This is a genomic window from Nostoc sp. (assembly GCF_036917095.1).
GTDB lineage: Bacteria > Cyanobacteriota > Cyanobacteriia > Cyanobacteriales > Nostocaceae > Nostoc.
Genome location: NZ_JBALFH010000031.1, coordinates 149,616 through 169,206 on the forward strand (window position 1 = coordinate 149,616; position 19,591 = coordinate 169,206).

Annotated in this window: 17 protein-coding genes; 13 read left to right on the plus strand and 4 right to left on the minus strand. The window is 42.1% G+C overall.

Annotated elements, in window-relative coordinates:
• Positions 1–101 precede the first annotated feature (101 nt).
• On the minus strand, positions 102–1,199 hold the full coding sequence (locus tag V7L01_RS15370; RefSeq protein ID WP_335036097.1) for a type IV pilin-like G/H family protein: 1,098 nt from the start codon (positions 1,197–1,199) through the stop codon (positions 102–104).
• Between the two features lie 263 nt (positions 1,200–1,462).
• Between V7L01_RS15370 and V7L01_RS15375 the strand changes: the two genes are divergently transcribed.
• Together V7L01_RS15375 and V7L01_RS15380 are read left to right on the plus strand one after the other, a co-directional pair.
• Positions 1,463–3,400 (plus strand): ABC transporter ATP-binding protein, encoded by a 1,938-nt coding sequence (locus V7L01_RS15375; RefSeq protein ID WP_335036099.1) that lies wholly within the window; start codon positions 1,463–1,465, stop codon positions 3,398–3,400.
• 244 nt (positions 3,401–3,644) lie between these two features.
• Positions 3,645–4,013, plus strand: a complete 369-nt coding sequence (locus V7L01_RS15380; RefSeq protein WP_335036101.1) for a hypothetical protein — start codon at positions 3,645–3,647, stop codon at positions 4,011–4,013.
• 135 nt (positions 4,014–4,148) lie between these two features.
• On the opposite strand, the gene V7L01_RS15385 is transcribed toward V7L01_RS15380, so the two are convergent.
• Complete coding sequence (locus tag V7L01_RS15385; RefSeq protein WP_335036103.1) at positions 4,149–5,348, minus strand: Coenzyme F420 hydrogenase/dehydrogenase, beta subunit C-terminal domain; 1,200 nt, start codon at positions 5,346–5,348, stop codon at positions 4,149–4,151.
• Positions 5,349–5,546: 198 nt separating this feature from the next.
• Between V7L01_RS15385 and V7L01_RS15390 the strand changes: the two genes are divergently transcribed.
• The 7 genes from V7L01_RS15390 (at position 5,547) to V7L01_RS15420 (ending at position 13,211) form a co-directional block, all read left to right on the plus strand.
• Positions 5,547–5,693 carry a hypothetical protein gene (locus V7L01_RS15390; protein WP_335036105.1) on the plus strand — a complete coding sequence of 49 codons (147 nt, stop codon included), beginning with the start codon at positions 5,547–5,549 and terminating at the stop codon, positions 5,691–5,693.
• Positions 5,694–5,832: 139 nt separating this feature from the next.
• The gene (locus V7L01_RS15395; RefSeq protein ID WP_335036107.1) at positions 5,833–6,630 is read left to right on the plus strand and encodes a PspA/IM30 family protein; all 798 of its coding nucleotides are present in this window, start codon (positions 5,833–5,835) and stop codon (positions 6,628–6,630) included.
• Positions 6,631–6,706: 76 nt separating this feature from the next.
• The gene (locus tag V7L01_RS15400) at positions 6,707–8,464 is read left to right on the plus strand and encodes a DnaJ domain-containing protein (RefSeq protein ID WP_335036109.1); all 1,758 of its coding nucleotides are present in this window, start codon (positions 6,707–6,709) and stop codon (positions 8,462–8,464) included.
• Between the two features lie 57 nt (positions 8,465–8,521).
• Positions 8,522–9,181, plus strand: coding sequence for a Uma2 family endonuclease (locus tag V7L01_RS15405; protein WP_335036111.1), 660 nt, complete (start codon positions 8,522–8,524; stop codon positions 9,179–9,181).
• Between the two features lie 658 nt (positions 9,182–9,839).
• Positions 9,840–11,291, plus strand: coding sequence for a glycoside hydrolase 100 family protein (locus tag V7L01_RS15410; protein WP_335036285.1), 1,452 nt, complete (start codon positions 9,840–9,842; stop codon positions 11,289–11,291).
• 84 nt (positions 11,292–11,375) lie between these two features.
• Complete coding sequence (locus tag V7L01_RS15415) at positions 11,376–12,731, plus strand: 16S rRNA (cytosine(967)-C(5))-methyltransferase (protein ID WP_335036112.1); 1,356 nt, start codon at positions 11,376–11,378, stop codon at positions 12,729–12,731.
• 57 nt (positions 12,732–12,788) lie between these two features.
• Positions 12,789–13,211, plus strand: a complete 423-nt coding sequence (locus tag V7L01_RS15420; RefSeq protein ID WP_335036113.1) for a tellurite resistance TerB family protein — start codon at positions 12,789–12,791, stop codon at positions 13,209–13,211.
• 54 nt (positions 13,212–13,265) lie between these two features.
• Here the strand turns inward: V7L01_RS15420 and psb35 are convergent, their stop codons facing one another.
• Both psb35 and V7L01_RS15430 read right to left on the minus strand, forming a co-directional pair.
• Positions 13,266–13,493: a photosystem II assembly protein Psb35 gene (gene psb35, locus V7L01_RS15425; protein WP_335036114.1), complete on the minus strand. Its 228-nt coding sequence runs from the start codon at positions 13,491–13,493 to the stop codon at positions 13,266–13,268.
• A 220-nt stretch (positions 13,494–13,713) separates the two neighbouring features.
• Positions 13,714–15,990, minus strand: a complete 2,277-nt coding sequence (locus V7L01_RS15430; RefSeq protein ID WP_442936977.1) for a transglycosylase domain-containing protein — start codon at positions 15,988–15,990, stop codon at positions 13,714–13,716.
• Between the two features lie 381 nt (positions 15,991–16,371).
• Between V7L01_RS15430 and folK the strand changes: the two genes are divergently transcribed.
• From folK to V7L01_RS15450, 4 genes are all read left to right on the plus strand, one after another.
• Positions 16,372–16,887, plus strand: coding sequence for a 2-amino-4-hydroxy-6-hydroxymethyldihydropteridine diphosphokinase (gene folK, locus V7L01_RS15435; RefSeq protein ID WP_335036116.1), 516 nt, complete (start codon positions 16,372–16,374; stop codon positions 16,885–16,887).
• A 68-nt stretch (positions 16,888–16,955) separates the two neighbouring features.
• Positions 16,956–17,504: an NUDIX hydrolase gene (locus V7L01_RS15440; protein ID WP_335036117.1), complete on the plus strand. Its 549-nt coding sequence runs from the start codon at positions 16,956–16,958 to the stop codon at positions 17,502–17,504.
• 7 nt (positions 17,505–17,511) lie between these two features.
• Complete coding sequence (locus V7L01_RS15445) at positions 17,512–18,357, plus strand: ADP-ribosylglycohydrolase family protein (RefSeq protein ID WP_335036119.1); 846 nt, start codon at positions 17,512–17,514, stop codon at positions 18,355–18,357.
• A 326-nt stretch (positions 18,358–18,683) separates the two neighbouring features.
• Positions 18,684–19,490, plus strand: coding sequence for a prohibitin family protein (locus V7L01_RS15450; RefSeq protein WP_335036121.1), 807 nt, complete (start codon positions 18,684–18,686; stop codon positions 19,488–19,490).
• The last annotated feature ends 101 nt before the right edge of the window (positions 19,491–19,591 follow it).

Consider the following 19,591-nt stretch of genomic DNA (forward strand, 5'->3'; position numbering starts at 1 on the left):
AGAAATAATTAACTCTAGCTCACGACAGATACTTGTAGGTTAGCAAATGTGTGATAACCTGCCCGCGTACCTCATTCAAATGAGAATTGCTATAGTAGATTTTAGGATTTAATTAGATTAACAGAACCTGGAGCACATTGAATTTTACTTCCAACTAATCGCGGCATTTCAGGAGGTATTCTTGAGGGGTTTACTGTTTCACAAGCTGTAGCAATTGTGGTCTCATCTCCCTTTATATTTTCTTGAAATACGACACCTATATAACTCTTTAATCCATCTGATTTTGCAGTAGCTGTTACAACGCTCTTTGTCTGATCTACTACAATAATTTTATATTCATAATTTTCTGTTTGTGAGCAAATATCTAATTCAAGTTCGTTTAGTGTAGAAGCAAATTTTGAATTTTCTAAATAAAATACTTGTTGTGCTCTATTTATAGCTCCAATGTAGCTTTTGGCCTCAGACTGTTTAGCTTTTGTGACTTGCTCAGTATAATTAGATACAGCAGTTACTGATAATTTATTAACTAGTTGCAATAAAGGATCAATATCAAATTTTGAATTATCTGCACTAGGAATCTTAGAGTTTATATCTGGATCTGGCAACCATGAAGCTGTTTTATTTAAATTTCCCGATTGCAACTGTTTTTTTATCAGCAGTGTAGGAGTAAGATGTTCTGGAATACCTGCTATACGGATGAGTCTACAGCCAAGTTTGTATGCAAATTCAACAGATTTACCCGCACCTAAAGCATCGTAAAAACCGACGGCAAATTCAATTGCTGCCTTATCTCCGATTGCCTGACTCATGCCAATTACATAATCAATATGTTGCACGATCGCCTTAGCTTGAATCTCGGAATAACAAGCGTTGAGTAATACACACTTTACATGATCCGCGAACAACTCAAACAGTCCTGCGAGTGCTTCTGCATCTACTAGCTTTACCCCTCCTTTTACATCCTCAAATACTAAGCCATCCTCTCCTGCTCCATGTCCTGAAAAATGGACAATCTCTGGCTCAAAGTCCATAATCTGGCGGTGAATATCTCTATGGCGTACTGCCAATGCTAGCTTTAATACAAACTGCTCGCGTTTTTTTGCCCTTAGTAAACCTTCCTCGATATCACGTAACTCTTCCTCTAAACGTAATCTACTCACGCCTTGCGGGTTGGCTGCTAAAATTAGGATTTTGTTCATTCGGGCTAATACTCTGTTGCGTTAAGAAATAACATCTTTGATACTCTTCTGCCTCATCAAGCTAGATTTATTAGGGCTTGTGTGTACACCTTAGCCCCGCTTGCAGGGAGGATGCCAATTGGACATGAATATCACTCACCTGTGCGATGCCTACAGCGGACTACGCTAATGTCTGCTATTAGCTTGATATCAGTGCTACTCATTGAAATTGAGATCACAGCGTCTGTCTGGGAATTTTGCTATTATTTGCTTCTTTAAAATATATGCAAATAATTGAAATTTCCCCATTCCAAGCATTTCGCCGCAGTGTGGCAACGGTGATCCAGGTAGTTCCAAAGGAGCTACGCTATGTGACAATCCTGGCATTACTGGGTGGGGCAGGCCCAGCGATCGCCATTTGGCTCAACAAGGTAATTATTGATGAAATAACCCGCTTATTAAGCGCCGGGACAACGCAGAATGCGATCGCCCTGATACTTGCCCAACCTCTGCTACTTTCCAGTATTGCAGGTTCACTGTTGGTAAATTTGGTGAGTGATGCGATCGCTAACATCAATAGCTTTGTATATACATCCCTGCGCGATCGCATTACAGGCTTTATCCAAGGACAAGTGATTGAGAAGGTTGCCACTTTTGAAGATATTGCCCTGTTTGAAACACCAGATTTACTCAATTTGTTGCAATTGACCGAAAAGGGAGTGCAACGACTTCCAGAGCTTTGTGTCAGGCTTGTGATGATGTTAGAGGGAATTTTTATCTTCATTCCAGCCATACTGCTTTCGGTGTCCCTTGCTTGGTGGATACCACTAATTTTGTTTATCTGCGTTACCCCTGGTATGTATGTAGAAAGAAAATACCGTAAGCAAGTTTGGAGGGTAGAAAAAACCCAAGCGAGCGTTCTTCGGGAAATGAACTTATATAAAACGGTTTTAACTGGGGAGACATACGCTAAAGAAATACGCTTGTTTAGCTTGCAACCCTTACTACTAGAACGTTGGCACGGACTTTACCGTACCATTTTTAGAGCAATGGAACAAATTCGCCGTCGGGGGACAACGGCGGTTATTAGTTGGTCTTTACTCAGTGGCTTAGGCTTTGCGTTACCTTATGTGTACGTAGTTCAGGGAGTGCTAGGTGGAACCCATACTTTAGGGGATTTAGCACTTTACACTGGGGTAATTTTAGAAGTGCGTCGAAGTTTGGATAATTTGATGTCTGGCGGGTCAGAGTTATATGATATTGCACTGGCAACAACGCCCATTTTCCAGCTTTTGGAATTAGAGCCGCAGTTGTCCCATTCTCAATCAAAGTCAGTAACAAAGGCATGGGGAGAAGTCAGAGAATCGGCTGTTAAGAATCGGAATTTTCAAAAAAATGGCAAAAATTCATCCGATCGTCGGCAAGTTTTACCAGGTATAAATACAACTGAGTATGAAGCATCAGAGACAGGTATTGATATCAAAAATCTGTCCTTTACCTATCCGAATAGCGATCGCGCAATCTTGAAAAATATCAACCTAGCGATTCACCCCAACGAGATGATTGTATTAGTGGGTGAGAATGGTGCTGGTAAAACCACATTAGCAAAGCTATTATGTCGCCTTTACGATCCTAGCCAAGGTGCGATTATTTGGAATGGTCAGGATTTACGATCGCTCCCCTTAGAAGATTTGCGATCGCGGATTGACGTAGTTATGCAAGATTACGCTCGTTTTCCCACTACCGTGCGCGAGAATGTTGCCTTTGGGAATTTACCGAAAATGCAGGATGATGAGGCAATTAGGGAAGCGATCGCTGAGGCTGGTTTGGCTAGAGTGATTGAAAAGCTAGATCGCGGTTTAGAAACCCTCTTAGGCAAACAGCTAGAAGGTGGTATCGATCTATCAGGGGGACAATGGCAAAGATTAGCGATCGCTCGTGCTTTGTTGCGACTATCTCCAGCCGAACTACTCATACTTGACGAGCCAACAGCGAACCTCGATCCAAAAACAGAACACGAGATTTACAACATTTTGCGTACCCTGGCGAAGGGCAGAATAGCCGTTGTAGTCAGCCATCGCCTCGCCTTAGCAAAACTAGCAGACCGAGTAGTAGTACTAGAACACGGTCAAATTATCGAGGTAGGCACTCATGACGAACTAATGGCACAAGGCGGACAGTATCATTTGATGTTTACTCGTCAAGCTAGTAGTTACAACTGAGTAGAGAATGGGGAGCAGGGGGATGAGGGAGCATGGGGAGAGGCTTAAGAAGATTTTGCCCTATAGCTTCCTTCGCTCAACATTGCATTCTATACTTATCATAGTTTTTTATCGGTAATTTTACTTTATGTATTACAAAAACTTGTAAATAAAAACCGTGTTGACTCTGAAGCCAAAAATCATGTTTCTGTTGAATCATTAACGTATCAAAGCCAACTACGGGAATGTTAAAAATACTTAAAAAATGGCAACTGACTCTAATCAAAACCAAACCCCAGATTCTCCTTGGAATCCTTTCCTCCCCACTAAAAGAGATATAAGCAGAACTGAAGAACTAGCGCAAAAAAGCCCTGTCGTTGCTGGTGTGTTAACATTTTTTCTTCCCCTTGCTGCCATGATTTATCTCAACAGAGGAGTAAATAATCTAAAAATTCTTGGATATGTATTTGTCACTGCTTTTATAGTAGGTATAGCTTCATACGATAAAAAAGATTCTGGAAAAACGGAAAGAATAGGTAATCTAGTTGGATTATGTGGTCAAGTAGCTATAATTACCGAGAATGTCAAAGCAGTTACTCTAGCCCGTAAGCGATTAGCGTCTCAGCAGTTTTAATAATTACTAAAGATTAAGTACTGTCCCTCAGCCGAAAATTACAAACAAGCTTTTACTACTTAGTATATAAGTTTGCCACTAGACAAAAAAGCCTGCTTTTGCAGGCTCAGATATATTTCACACAAACGCGAAACACTATTCTGGTAATTTATATTGCCCAACAATACGCTTGGCAAACTCTGGAACGTGCGCTTCTAATTTCTCAGGATGATTTCGCTTCACATACAAATAATTCCGAGTAAAGTGAGAATCAATCGAAAACCGCGCATATTCTAAACCTTTGGGGCCGATTTTTTCGATAACCACACCCATCAGTTTTGCTGCCCACATGGGCAGGGTAACGCCTTTATCGTAAGCAGGAATACTTTGCTGTACAGCTTCCTTCCGGTTGCCTTTAGACATTACTGGTTGGGTGTCTAACTGGTCTTTCACCAAATCCAGCATTTCCTTACCAGTATCATTTCTAACTACAATCCATTGCCACCCGAAGGGTGCGCCCATGTAGCCAACGACTAAATCGGCTAGGGAATTGACGTAATCAAAGCAACTCATACAGGACGGGGCAAAGACATCTTTGAGTTGGTTTGTCTTCAAGCCAAAGAAAGGCACGGTTTCTGTTGAACCATCCTCATGTTTGAAGTGAACCCGGAAGTCTTGCATGAATTCGTAATGCACAACTGTATCAGGCGATCGGCTGGTGGTTTCTAAGAATTTTTGCAGTCCGGCGCGGTTAACATTATCTACGCAGGGCGTACCCAAAACATACAGCTTTTCTAAACCAAGTTGTTTTTCAACGGCTCGTAATGCCTGGATTTGGCAACCAACACCAATGACTAATAGCCGCTTCATCCCCGATTTCTCTATCTGTTCCAACACAGAAAGGTTTGGGGAAAGAGTTGGTTTATTTACCCGCGCTGCTAGTATTTCTTCTGGAGTACGGGCGATGACGGGCATGGGTTGAAAGCGGTCTTCTTTGGTATTTTGCACGCAGACGACACCTTCAACGATGCCGCGATTGAGCATTTCAATGGCAATGCTGCTAACAATACCCGTCCATTGTGCGCCTTCGATGGGCTGTTGTTTCCGCGCCGCTATCATGTCTTGGTGAACACCAAAGTACAGTTCATCAGGGTTTTCGAGATGGCGCGATCGCGTGTGCGTTTCTTCTTCAAGTTCGCCTATCTGCTGATTAATAAAAGCGCAGGCTTCCTTGACATAGTGAATATAGTATGTATCGCATAGTCCGCACTCGCTACAGAGTTCTTTCGCAGGGCGGCGGCTGGTAGATTTTAAGGCTCTGGCTTTTTTGTGCTTGCTAGAATCAACTGAAGTCATATAAATTTTTTGTTTTATTTCAGGAATCGCTTTTATTACAATACCTTCACTGGCTATGAACTTGACGATAGAGTTTTAACAGTCAAACTCTTATTAGCGGTAGCACAGACTCCACAATAAAATTGCGAATCGCGTATGCGTTTTTTGTTCAAGTTCGCCTATTTGCTGATTAATAAAAGCGCAGGCTTCCTTGACATTATGAATATAGTATGTGTGGGACAGTCAGCGATCGCTAGAGTTCAAGCAGTAGCACTACGTGTTTTGACAGATGAACTTGTAATGTTTTTAAACGCAGAGGAACGCAAAGTAAACGCGGAGTATCGCAGAGTTTTGCCTAGTAATTAGCTAGGAATTAATGAAATATTGTGTTGAGACTTTTCTAACGTAGCATTAAAAGCAAAGTCAAGGCTTAAGTAATTTTTACGAGGACGCAACAGTATTAATTAGTCTACGCTCTGGGTAATAAGGCTACTCAGATAAACTTATGGTACTTTACGACCAAAATCAATTATCACAGGATGCACTACGAAAGTTACGCGAAGGAACAAGCCACTCCAAAGCAGCCCAAGAAATTGCTCAACGAGACTATGCGAAAGCTCAAGCGGAAGCTGATAAATGGGAACAAGAATATCAACTTGCTTTAAAAGGAAGTAATCAGGATTTAATTCGTCAAGCAAAATTCCAAAAGGAAGGATACCAAGCAATTGCTAGTAGGCTAAAAACACTGCTAGAAGAGCAACAACCACAAGTAGATGCAATTAAAAGTAGTTTGGAATCTTGGGAGAAAAAGGTTTCAGAAGTACAGAATGATGTATTACGCAGCAAGCCTAACACTAGTAAGGTTTCACGGACATTGATCAGCTTTGAACATGAACATATTGATTTATGTGCTGATGATGAATTACAGCAACTTAAAGAAGTATTATTGCTACCACCTAAACTTCAAGAGCTAACTAAAGCGAAAAAAGACACTAAAGTGCTTTTAGCAGAGGCTATTCACGAGATAGAAGAATCTGTAACAAATGCTGTTGCTAACCAAGAAGGGATTCAGAAAAATTTTGAAAAAGCGCAGAAAGAAGCTAAATACTGGAATGAAAAAGCTCAGACAGCTTTGAGAAACAATGATGATGATTTAGCTCTTGAAGCTGTAGTGAATAAAAAAGTTCAAAATAAAATTGTGCTTATTCTTCAAACTCAGCTTCAGCACCAGAAAGCAACAATAGATATACTTGTACGAAACTTAATGGCTATAGAAAGTCTCGTTGCAAATGAGAAACTATAAAAATACGTAGGCGTAGCCCGCCCTAGGCATCGCACTCTATCTTCTTCATTCCTAATCTGTTCCTCTTCAAAAACCAGTGACACAAAACTCTAAAACAGGCGCAGCATTTATCGCAGGCGGAACCATAGCAGGTGCTGGTGTTTCTACAACGGTAGGCGGGATGGGACTAGCAGGCGGATTTGGTGCAGTTGGCATTGGTGCAACTCCTGTAGTGGCTGCTGGCGGTGTGGCTGGTGCAGCGGCTTATGGTGCTTTCAAAGCCATAGTAGAGGGAGATGCAGCTGCTTTCGCTACAATGGGAATTGGTGCAGTCGGCGGTGCTGGTGTTTATAGCGTCGTCGGTGGTATGGGTTTAGTCGCGCCTAAAGTAGGGCTGGCGTTTGGGATTGGTGCAGTACCGATGGCAGGAATTGGTGCAGTGGTGGGACTCGCCGCCTATGGTATTGCTAAACTTTTAGACGAATCGGGAATTAGCGAAACTCCAGCACAGCTTTTTGAGCGGATGGAAGAGAAAGTGTTGCTGATGGACTACTATTCCGAAGCAGTGATGGAATTAGAAGCATTTTTATCTAGTGAGGATCTCAACCAAAAATTTGCTGTTTTGGAAATCGAAGATGAGTTACAAGCACTTAAGGCTGAATTCAAGAAAAAATCAGAATTTGTTACCCCTAAACCTTCTACTCCCAATATTGAAGCAGAAAGAATATCTCTGACAACCCAGCTACCTGAAACCTGGAGATGTGTACGCACACTCAAAAGTCACTTAGCGGCAGTTAATGCGATCGCTATCAGTCCTGATGGTACTACTTTAATCAGTGGCAGTGATGACAGACAAGTTAATTTGTGGAATTTGAAAACCGGAAAATGGCTTTACACCTTTTCTGGACAAGCTGAGGCAGTTTTATCTGTTGCTATCAGCCCTGATGGACAGCAGATTGCAAGTGGTAGTGTCGATTGCAAAATTAGCACTTGGCAGATGGACACAAAAAAATTTCACCGTACATTCTTTTATTTAAACTCTCCCTATAGTCATAATGGTTTTGTTAACTCAATTGCTTACAGCCCTGATGGGGCAATTGTTGCTAGTGGTGCTGCCGATAAGACTATAAGAATTTGGGGACGCTACACAGGAACAATAAAACGCACTTTGAATGGACACTCAGATGCAGTTTTGTCAGTTGCTATTAGTCCTGATGGTAAAATTCTTGCAAGCAGTAGTGTCGATCAAACTATTAGGCTTTGGGATGTCAAAACTTGGCAACAGCGCTACATTCTCACAGAACATTTGGGAGCTGTGAATACAGTTGTCATCAGTCCTAACAGTCAAACTCTTATTAGCGGTAGCACAGACGCCACAATTAAGCTGTGGAATCTCCAAACTGGAGAATTACTCTCCACTCTGACTGGACACTCAACGGCGGTTTTGTCTGTTGCCATCAGCCCCGATGGAAAAACCCTCGCCAGTAGCAGCAGAGACTGTATTATCAAACTTTGGAACTTCCACACTGGGGAACTACTACAAACTCTCTCTGGATGTAGTCCTGTTGCTTTCAGTTCTGATAGCAAGACGCTGGTAAGTGGCGGTAATGGCGGAAGTATCAAGGTTTGGAGTCAAGTGCAAAGCTTTGATAAATTTACCCTCGCCTCTGTATTATCTGGAGAATGGTGGGAAGTCTTGGGTGTAAATCAGAGCGATCGCCCTAACGTTGTCAAATTTGCCTACCGTCGATTAGCAAGATTGTATCATCCTGATGTCAACACTTCTGTAATTGCAAAAGCCTCTATACAAGCAATTAATCAAGCTTATAAAGAATTTCAGGAACGGGTAATATGAAGTTAGCAGTTTATCGATGCAATTCAAAATATGAATAATATTTCAGGAAATAGTGTTATGTTTCAACATTTAGTAGAAGCGATAAGTTTTGAAGAATTTGTCGAATGTAAACCGGAGAACAGCAGATATGAATTACATAAAGGAGTAATAGTTGAAATGCAGCCGACAGGAGAACATGAGTTAGTCAGAGCATTTCTGATTAGAGAACTCAATTTTGAGATTCGGAGGTTTAACCTAGCTTATTCGATTCCTGCTCAAGCATTAATCAAATCTGTTGATAAAAAATCTGGTTATATTCCAGATGTGTTGGTATTGAATATCCCTAACTTAATTAATGAACCACTTTGGAAAAAATCATCAACAGTTACTCAAGCCGCATCAATTCCATTAGTAGTAGAAGTTGTGAGTACAAATTGGCGAGATGATTACTTTCTCAAATTTGGTGAATATGTTCGCGTAGCGTCTCGTTGGCGTAGCCTCTCGAAGAGAAGAGAGGAACTTGGAATTTCAGAATATTGGATTGTTGACTATGCTGCTCTTGGTGGAAAACGTTTTATTGGCAATCCGAAACAACCGACAATATCAGTTTATAAATTAGTGGAAGGCGAGTACCAAGTAACTCAGTTTTGTGGTGAAGACCAAATTCAATCGCCAACTTTAATAGAGCTAAATCTAACTGCTGAACAAGTGTTTAGGGCTGCTTCAGGAGAACAGTAACGAACATTTGTTAATACTCAGTACTTATGTACTTGATATATTCTCTATACCTTATAGACGGTATTTCGACTCAGCACCTTGATTATTTTTGACGCACTCCGATAAACACCCCATATCATCTGTCAGTAGGGTAAAATATATAACTCTTCAGAAGTATTGACATCTTGACTTTTTGACGCATTTATCTTGCATATTTTGAAAAAACGTTATAAATTATTAGTTTATAGGGGAATAATCTGACTTCTTAATGTCAAAAACTAATCCTGCTCAAGTAAATATACTGCAACCAGTTTTAACTTCATGCAAATCCTAAACAGCACTGAAGATATGTTTTTATTTGGTAAAGCAAAGATTCTGTACATAAAACGGAACAATAAATAATCTAAAAATATATCTTGTGTGACTGTTTATAAAATCATGTTACTGCTTGCGGTGATGAACAACTATAAATCACCAAAAGAGTAATCGATTATAAGCAAATTAACTAGCAATAAAGCTGCATACATGTCAGCAGATTTATTCCTTTTTAGTTTATTAATTTTTCTCCAAATTATATTTGCTATTCAAAGAATTGTTTTTGTTATGCTGAGAATGGCAAAAATAATAAATGAAGACGCAGCTACCACAAATTCACTATCCAAATGGAGCTATTCTGGCGATGCACCTAAACGAATTGGAAACTACTGAAAATTTAAAAGAAGTCGAAGAAGCTTGGCGAACGTTAGAAAAGTCAATTCTATACTATCAAGGACGCCCTGTTGGGACGGTAGCCGCTTATGATGCATCTGTAGAGGCTCTGAATTATGACCAGTGCTTTGTTCGGGATTTTGTCTCTTCAGGTCTAATTTTTCTGATTAAAGGTAGAACAGATATTGTTCGGAATTTTTTAGAAGAAACCTTAAAGTTACAACCTAAAGAAAGGGCATTAGATGCTTATAAGCCTGGACGAGGATTAATTCCAGCTAGCTTTAAAGTTGTATTAGAAAATGGGCAAGAATATTTAGAAGCAGATTTTGGCGAACATGCGATCGCTAGAGTTACACCTGTAGATTCTTGTCTATGGTGGATTATTTTGTTGCGTGCTTATGTAGTCGCCACAGACGATTTTTCTCTAGCCTATCAACCTGAATTCCAAAATGGTATCAGGTTAATCATGGAAATCTGCTTGGCGAATCGTTTTGATATGTACCCAACGCTGTTGGTTCCAGATGGTGCTTGTATGATTGACCGTCGTATGGGCATTTATGGGCATCCTCTAGAATTACAAGTTCTCTTTTACACGGCATTGCGTGCATCTCGTGAACTGTTAATTTGCCAAGGTAATTCCGATATTGTTGAAGCCATAGATAATCGGTTGCCTCTTTTATGCGCTCATATCCGCCAGCATTATTGGATAGATATTAATCGCCTGAATGCAATTTATCGCTTCAAAAGTGAAGAATATGGTAAGGGTGCTGTTAATCTGTTCAACATATATGTAGATTCTGTTCCCTATTATGAATTAGATAAGTGGCTGCCAAAAAAAGGTGGTTATCTAGCAGGTAATGTTGGCCCGTCGCAGCTAGATACTCGCTTCTTTTCACTCGGAAACTTAATGGCAATCATTTCAGACTTAGCCACCGAAGAACAGTCACTAGCGATTATGACTCTCATTGAGGATCGATGGGATGATTTGGTGGGAGATATGCCAATGAAAATTTGTTTCCCAGCTTTGGAACATGAAGAATACAGAATTGTAACTGGATGTGACCCCAAAAATATCCCCTGGTCGTATCATAATGCTGGTAGTTGGCCTGTCTTAATGTGGATGTTAGCGGCGGCGGCGGTGAAAACTAACAAAACAAATCTTGCACAAAAGGCTATTGAAACTGCCCAAGGACGCCTCAGTACAGATGAATGGCCAGAATATTACGACGGTAAGAAAGGGCGACTGATTGGCAAACAAGCCAGGAAATATCAAACTTGGACAATTACCGGGTTCTTATTAGCAAAAGAACTGATGGCAAACCCCACTTATTTACCATTAATCAGCTTTGGTAAATTACCAGCAGAACAGGTTTCTAGAGCATGTGAGCTTGAAATCGCCACTGTAGACCCGTATATGTCTTGATCGGGAAGGAGATAGAGACGCGATTAATCGCGTCCGTACAGGAGTTAGAATACAAAAGCCTTCTGACTCCTGAATCAAGTTTCCATGACAAACCCCCGTCAACTAGCTTTTATCGCCCTGCGAGATGTTCATAAGGGGGCTTATGCTGATGTTGCCCTAGATAGAGTGCTGCAAAAAGTTAATTTGGCTGATAGCGATCGCCGCTTAATGACAGAATTGATTTATGGGAGCGTCAGAAGGCAGCGCACTCTAGATACTCTCATCGATCAACTTGCCAAAAAGAAATCTCATCAACAACCCCAAGACCTCCGCACCATCTTACATCTAGGCTTCTACCAACTGCGCTATCAAGAGCGGATTCCCGCCTCAGCTGCTGTTAATACCACCGTCCAACTCGCTAAAGAAAACGGTTTTTCTGGACTCACGGGTTTTGTTAATGGTCTATTACGCCAGTACATCCGCCTTGCAGAGAAGATAAAGAAAGATCCGTTACAACTTCCAGAAATCCCAGTGGAACGCTTGGGCATTTTACACAGCTTTCCTGACTGGATTATTCAAGTTTGGTTAGAACAACTGGGTTTGGCTGAGACAGAAAAACTGTGTGAATGGATGAACCAATCACCAACAATTGACTTGCGTATCAACCCACTTCGCACTTCAATCGAAGAAGTTGAGGCGGCTTTGCAATCTGTTGGTATTTTAGTGAGACGGATTCCTGATTTACCCCAAGCTTTACGATTGATTGGTAGTGCTGGGTCAATTCAAAAACTACCTGGTTTCAAAGAAGGTTGGTGGACTGTACAAGATAGTAGCGCCCAATTGGTAAGCCATTTGCTCGACCCCCAACCAGGTGAGGTGGTAATTGATGCCTGTGCTGCACCAGGAGGTAAAACAACCCACATGGCTGAGTTAATGGGAGATAAAGGGAAAATTTGGGCTTGCGATCGCACTTCTTCTCGTCTTCGCAAACTCCAAGAAAATTCTCAACGGCTAAATTTACAATCTATTCAAATGTACACTGGCGACAGCCGCCACTTCAAGCAATTTCAAAATACCGCAGACCGTGTATTACTCGATGCTCCATGTTCTGGTTTGGGAACCATGCACCGTCATGCTGATGCTCGTTGGCGACAGACACCAGAATCTGTCCGGGAACTTTCGGTGCTGCAAAAAGAATTATTAGCACATACATCTACTTTTGTCAAACCTGGTGGTGTACTAGTTTATGCCACCTGTACATTGCATCCAGCAGAAAATGAAGAAGTAATTTCGACATTTTTAGCTGAGTCACCTTATTGGCAAATCGAGTCTCCAAAGGGCTTTGAGTTACCTGATTCGACCCATAGCACCCCTCAAGGTTGGTTTAAAGTCTGGCCCCATCGACAGGACATGGATGGCTTTTTTATGGTTCGCTTAAGAAAAACCAATAATTCCGAGTGAATACTGTTTGGGATTGTACGATTTGGTAGAGGCCTGAATCTACCAGAGGAGGCAGCAATGGTTACCCCTTCCAATGTCAAAAATTTAGTTAAAATCCTGATTGGAGCAGCCTGGATCGATGGCAGAATCCAACCAGAAGAACGGCAATATCTCCGCGAAATAGCTCAAGCAAAAGGTTTAGCTAACGATCCAGAAATTAAGCCTTGGCTGTACGAATTGGTTCCTGTACAGCCAAAAGAATGCTACGATTGGGTGCGTGAGTATCTAGGCGATCGCCCCAGTCTGGAAGATTGTGAAAATCTTATTGAAGCCATCAGTGGCTTAATTTATAGCGATGGTGAAGTTGCCGTTGAAGAAGCCAGGCTCTTGACCCAATTGCAGGATATAGCCAAGCCGAATGACTCAACTCAACCGGCTCCCAATGCACTTCTCAAACAAATTCAAAAGCTTTACCGGCGTTGGGTTGAAGTGCAAAATTAATCATAGTCAAAAGTCTATAGACTAATGACTAATGACTAATAACTAATGACTAAATTATGACTTCGGATCGCCCAGACCCGGAGTTTCTTCTTTCTCAACCTTAGGCACAAAATCAGGACGCTCTTTGCTTTCCCAACCTGCGGGGCGTTTCGAGTTGTACCAAGCTATTGAACCAATGGTGACAGCAGCAATAAAACCAACGACATACACCAAGGTGAAAGCAAAGGGAAACTGACCACCACCTGTTGCAACTGAATCTGCTGCCTGCATGAATATATGCATGAGTATATTCTCCAATGTTAAGTAACACTACTTGACACACTATAGAATGAGCGTATCACTTAACATCCCTCTGGAGTTTAGTTTGAGAACTTCATATTGCAGAGAAAAGAGGATGGGGAGCAAGAGTCAAAGGACAAAGGGGAGAATAAAAAATTAGCTCTTTCTCCCCTGCTCCCAGCTTTGTGCCCCTCTGCCTCTTCTCCATGCCCAATGCCCACGATTAGTTAGAAGGTCTAAGTCTATCTCGCCAGGATGGCTGTGACGATGAAGAACCTGAAGAACCAGAACTATTTTCCCCAGAGGAAGATCGCCGAGTTCTTCGAGGTGGGGGAGAATCAGATTCTACTCTTCGAGAGCGCCGCCGTGAGCGAGATGACTCTGAAGAAGAGTTATTAGAACTTGATTCTTCGGTGCGTAGGCGTAGCCCGCCGTAGGCATCGCGTCTTCTCCGTCTTGGGGTATAATCGCTCGATTGCTGTTCTTCTTGAGAATAACTTCTCCTCCTTCTACGTCTCCTAGATGAACCACTATCTTCAGAATTAGAATTTCTAGCGCTTTCCCCTTCTGAGTCATCATCAGAGTCAATAGAACGATTCAGCACTTGTTTGGGCTTGATTGATTGCGCTTTGATGGTGCCTTTACGACCTTCTAACTTGGGTCGTTTGGGAAACTTTTCTACGGGCATCCCTTCTGCCGCTTTTTCCATAAATTCGTGCCAGGTATAAGCCGCACTACCACTGCTGCCGTATGTGGGGCGGTTGTCATCGTTACCTAGCCAGACCCCTGTCACCATCTGGGGAATATAGCCAATAAACCATAAATCGCGGGCTTCGTCGGAGGTGCCGGTTTTGCCTGCAACTGGTCTATTATCTAATTGAGCAGCACCACCAGTTCCCGCTTCCACTACGTTGCGTAGCATCCAAGTCATGATCGCGGCACTGTCAGCGTCAAGGGCCCGTTCTGGCTTGAAATTAGCTGACCAGATTACCTTGCCTTGGCGGTTGAGGATGCGAGTAATACCATGAGGCTCTGCGTGCAATCCTTGAGTTGCAAAGCTGCCATAGGCGCTGGTTAACTCTAGCAAATTCACTTCATTTGAGCCGAGGGCCAAAGAATAGGTGGGCTTGAGTTCAGATTTTATCCCCATATCATGGGCAAGTTTAATCGTTGGGATAAATCCCACATCAATCAACACCTTTACCGCAATAATATTGACAGAGCGGGTGAGGGCATCTCGGATGTTCATGGAACCCCGAAACTTTTCACTATAGTTTTTCGGTTCGTAACCATCTACGACGAAGGGCGCATCCTCGTAGCTATCGTAGGGGCTTTTACCGCTAGCGATCGCAGTAGCATATACAAACCCTTTAAATGTCGATCCTGGCTGCCGCTGTGCCTGGGTAACCCGATTAAACTGGTTTTTACCAAAGTCTTTTCCCCCAACCATTGCCTTAATTTCACCGCTGCGGGGGTCAATGGCCACCATTGCTGCTTGCTTAAAGTTCTCCCAGCGTCCTTGATTTCGCAGCGTTTTGGCAACCGCCTCTTCTGCGGCTTTCTGCCAAGTCGGGTTCAGCGTAGTTTCCACTACTAGACCCCCACTTTTTAGCAGGTTAGGAGAAACATACTTCGGCAATTCTTTTTGGATGTAGCTGGTAAAGTAGGGTGATTCTACTTGCACTCGCTTGGGTAAACTGCTTTTGAGGGTTAGTGGCTCCTGAACTGCTGCCTGCCTTTGCTCTGGTGTAATTACTTTATCTTCTTGCATCCGTTGTAATACCAGATTTCGCCGCCGTTTCGCCGCTTCTGGATTCTTGTCTGGAGCGTATAAACTAGGAGCAGGAGCTAATCCAGCAATCGTTGCCATTTCTGCAAGAGTTAGCTGCTCTGGCGTTTTACTAAAGTATACCCAGGATGCATCTGCCACACCGTAAGCTCCAGATCCCAAATAAACCAGATTCAGGTAACGCTCTAGAATCTGATCTTTGGTTAATTCTTGCTCCATTTTTTGGGCTAAACGGACTTCTTTAAGTTTGCGCCAGATTGTCTGTTCTTGTTTCAAAAAGAGAATCCGCGCTAGCTGTTGGGTGATGGTGCTAGCACCTTCGACTACACCTTGCGATCGCAAATTATTCAAACCCGCTCTGGCAATCCCTTGAGGATCGACTCCGTTGTGTTGCTTAAATCTTCTATCTTCTGAGGCAATGAAAGCTTTTTTTAAATTATCTGGTATTTGTTCCAGCTTTAGCTGTTCTCTGGTTGCTTCACCTTGTTGTTGTAATATGGTGCCATCGGCGGCTTTGATGGTTATTGTTTGCTCTCTGAGCACGGCATTCAACTCGGCCCGATCTGGCAAAGTCCGATCTATTAAACTGATGCCGTAGATCGAGGCAACTATCCCACCACCAACACCCAAGCCTGCCCAAAACCATATGCGAAGGTAGAGCGGTTTACCGCCAGTTGCCTGATTGCCCCTCATTCTAGGTAAAATTTTCATTTTGCTCAGTAACTGCCTCGCCTGCGCCACATGTGCTGGTGGTAAGCTCTCATTTGTTCCTCCTTGTTCAGAGTCACTCAAATTAGTTGGTCTTCGCTTGAACCAGGAGGTAAGCTTCCCCACGTCAGTTCCTCGCTCAAAGTAGTAACTATATAACCACCATCAATCAACTTTGGGGTTAGTGCACCACCATTGTGTTAGTATAATATCCTATAAATAATTAACTAAATTCACCAGAAAATAATGTTTTTAAGATTTAGTTAATTTAGTTTTGTAAAAACACTGCAATTTTGATATCTAAAATTATTGGCATTTTCTGGAACAGGTGTACCGAAGTATTCCCAAAGACAGCCCGAAAACAGCTTAATTCAGGAGAGTGCGATGCTTAAGGCGAGCGACGCCGAAGCAAAGCCAAGAAGAAGCGCCGTTGCCCTTGGTAGTAATATCGGCGATTCACAAACAATTTTAGAAGCGGCTATAGAAACTTTAGCCCAAACACCAGGTATTCTCTTAGAAGCTAGATCCAATTGGTACCAAACCAAAGCCGTTGGGCCACCACAGCCAGATTACCTAAATGGCTGCGTCACATTGCAGGTAGAAATCACAGCCCAGCAGTTATTAGAAATTTTGTTAGGAATTGAACAACAATTTGGGCGTGTGCGTCAAGAACGCTGGGGGCCACGAATCTTAGATTTAGATTTGTTATTATTTGATGACATTATTTTGGATACACCAAATCTCCAGATTCCTCATCCACGAATGCGGGATCGGGCGTTTGTGTTAGTACCACTGGCAGAAATTGCTCCAGATTGGATAGAACCAGTATCCGGGTATGTTATTAAAGAACTGCTGAAAGAGGTAGACTGTTCTGATGTACATTTATTGATGGGCAATTAAAATTACCATCCTTAAACGCAGAAGAACGCTGATTTCACCTCTGTATTCACAGATAATCAGATTATACTATGCCATTAGGTAGAGAATTACCACAACTACTAAGACAACGCCTGTTTTATAAAGGACGCAAGTTTGATTTTGAAGTTAATCGCTTGCGTTTGCCGAATAAATCAGAAGGAGAGTGGGAATGTATTCGTCACCCCGGTGGCGCTCTAGCTGTGCCGGTGACGCCAGAGGGTAAACTTGTACTGGTGCGCCAATATCGTTTTGCAATTCAAGGGCGGATATTAGAATTTCCGGCCGGAACTGTAGAAGCGGGTGAAGAGCCTCTAGAGACGATCCAGCGTGAAATTCAAGAAGAAACTGGCTATAGTGCCCAAAAATGGGACAAACTAGGCGAATTTTTCTTAGCACCCGGCTATTCTGATGAAATTATCTATGCTTTTCTAGCACGGGATTTGGAAAAGCTGGAAACACCACCACCACAAGATGGAGACGAGGATATCGAAACTGTGTTTTTGACTCCCGAAGAATTAGAAAAAGCTATTCTGGAGGGAGAGCCGGTAGATGCTAAATCAGTTTCTAGCTTTTTTCTGGCGCGTCCGTTTTTAATTTAATACCAATATGCTGCTAGAGTTAGCGATCGCCGATGCCTACGGTGCAGGCTTTGAATATGCTGACGAGATGATTGTTAACAACGATTTGAGTCGATACGTCGAACATCCGCGTTTTCGACTCAATCCTGGCAGCTACACCGATGACACCCAGATGAGCATTGCCATTGCCGAAGTGATTGTTGCTCAAGCACCGTGGACGCCAGAAATTTTAGCCGATAGTTTTGTTAGAGCCTTCAAACGCGATGAGAGAGAAGGTTATTCCCGAAACTTCTACCATTTTCTGGGAGAAATTCAAGATGGGGAAGAGTTTTTAACGAAAATTAACCCTGATAGTGACAAAAGTGGGGGGGCGATGCGTGCAGCCCCCATTGGTATCTATGCGACACCAGAAAAAGTCATTGAGGCGGCAACAATTCAAGCGGCAATTACCCACAATACACCTGATGGAATCAATGCTGCCGTTGCGGCTGCCTTGATGTCACATTATTTTATCTATCGATTGGGAGCAAAACGCAAATTAGGACAGTTTCTAGAAGGTTATGTCTCTGGGGAATGGTCTAAACCGTGGGAAGGTAAAGTAAAGTCCAAAGGTTGGATGAGTGTCAGGGCTGCAATTACTGCGGTGATGCGAAATGACAGCATGAGCGAACTTTTACGAGATTGTATCGCTTTTACCGGGGATGTAGATACAGTAGCTGCGATCGCAATAGCTGCTGGTTCTTGTAGCGAGGAAATTACACAAGACATTCCCCATCATCTTGTTACAGGTTTAGAGAATGGCGCTTACGGTAAAGATTACCTCATCGGCTTGGATAAGCAGCTGATGAGTTTGGTAAACAAAAAGACGAGCTAAATGTAATACATCGGTTGAGAAAAGTGTGATTTGCCCTGCTGCTTTACTGAATTAAGGGCAACTTACCTTTTCAAATACTACGGTTTTTAGATATTATTACAGTGATTTAGGTAAATATAAAGCTACCCTAACCTTCACTATCTCCAAGTTGGGGTAGTAAAGTACACATTCGTGGCTTAACTAGATGCCTGTATATATATTCAACACATTAACTGCTCAGTGATATGAAAAGTGACTTCGAGCCAAAGTTATAAGAGTATGACGAGAAAAAGCTTACAACTCCTAAATATGTGTCTCTATACCAGACGCATACATGTTTCACACAGATGAAAAAAAATACAATTAACAGTGCTGGTAAACTGACTGCTCTTTTATTCCTGATAACTCTCTTTCTCACGCCTTGTGTAATTGTAAATGCAGGCGAACGTGGTGTATTGATGAAATTTGGTGAAGTACAAAATCAGATATTAGGAGAAGGACTTCACTTAATTATTCCTGTAGTCAATACTGTGAAAAAGTTGAGTATTAGAGTCCAAAAACAAGAAATTGTCGCTGAGGCTTCTTCCAAAGATTTACAAAATGTTTTTACAGATGTAGCGATAAATTGGCATATTATTCCCCAGCAAGCAAATGCCATTTTTCAAGAAATTGGAGATGAGCAAGATGTGGTTATTCGGATTATTAACCCAGCAGTTGAAGAAGTACTAAAAGCAGTAATGGCAAAGTATACTGCTGAAGAAATTATTACTAAACGAGGAGAAGTCAAAGGTGGAGTAGATGATGCGTTGTCCACTCGACTGGGTAGCTATCATGTTGCAATTGATGATATTTCTCTAGTTCATGTCCATTTCTCAGAAAGATTTGGTGAGGCGGTGGAGGCGAAGCAGATTGCTGAACAAGAAGCAAAACGAGCAGAGTTTATCGCGCTGAAAGCAACAAAAGAGGCTGAGGCAAAAGTTAATTTAGCAAAAGGAGAGGCTGAGGCGCACAGATTATTACGTGACGGTTTAACTCCAGAAATTCTGCAAAGGCAAGCAATAGAAAAATGGAATGGTAAGCTGCCATTAATTGTCAGTAAGGAAGCTCCAAAATTGTTGAATTTAAGTGAATTTTTAAAATTTGATGAAAATTGATATTCTTTTTAACGAGATATCTACTTATACATCAATACAGTTCAGTTAAGCATTTCTTCCTTCTCTTTTTTTTTCTTCCTTCGCTTCCTTCGCGTCCTTCG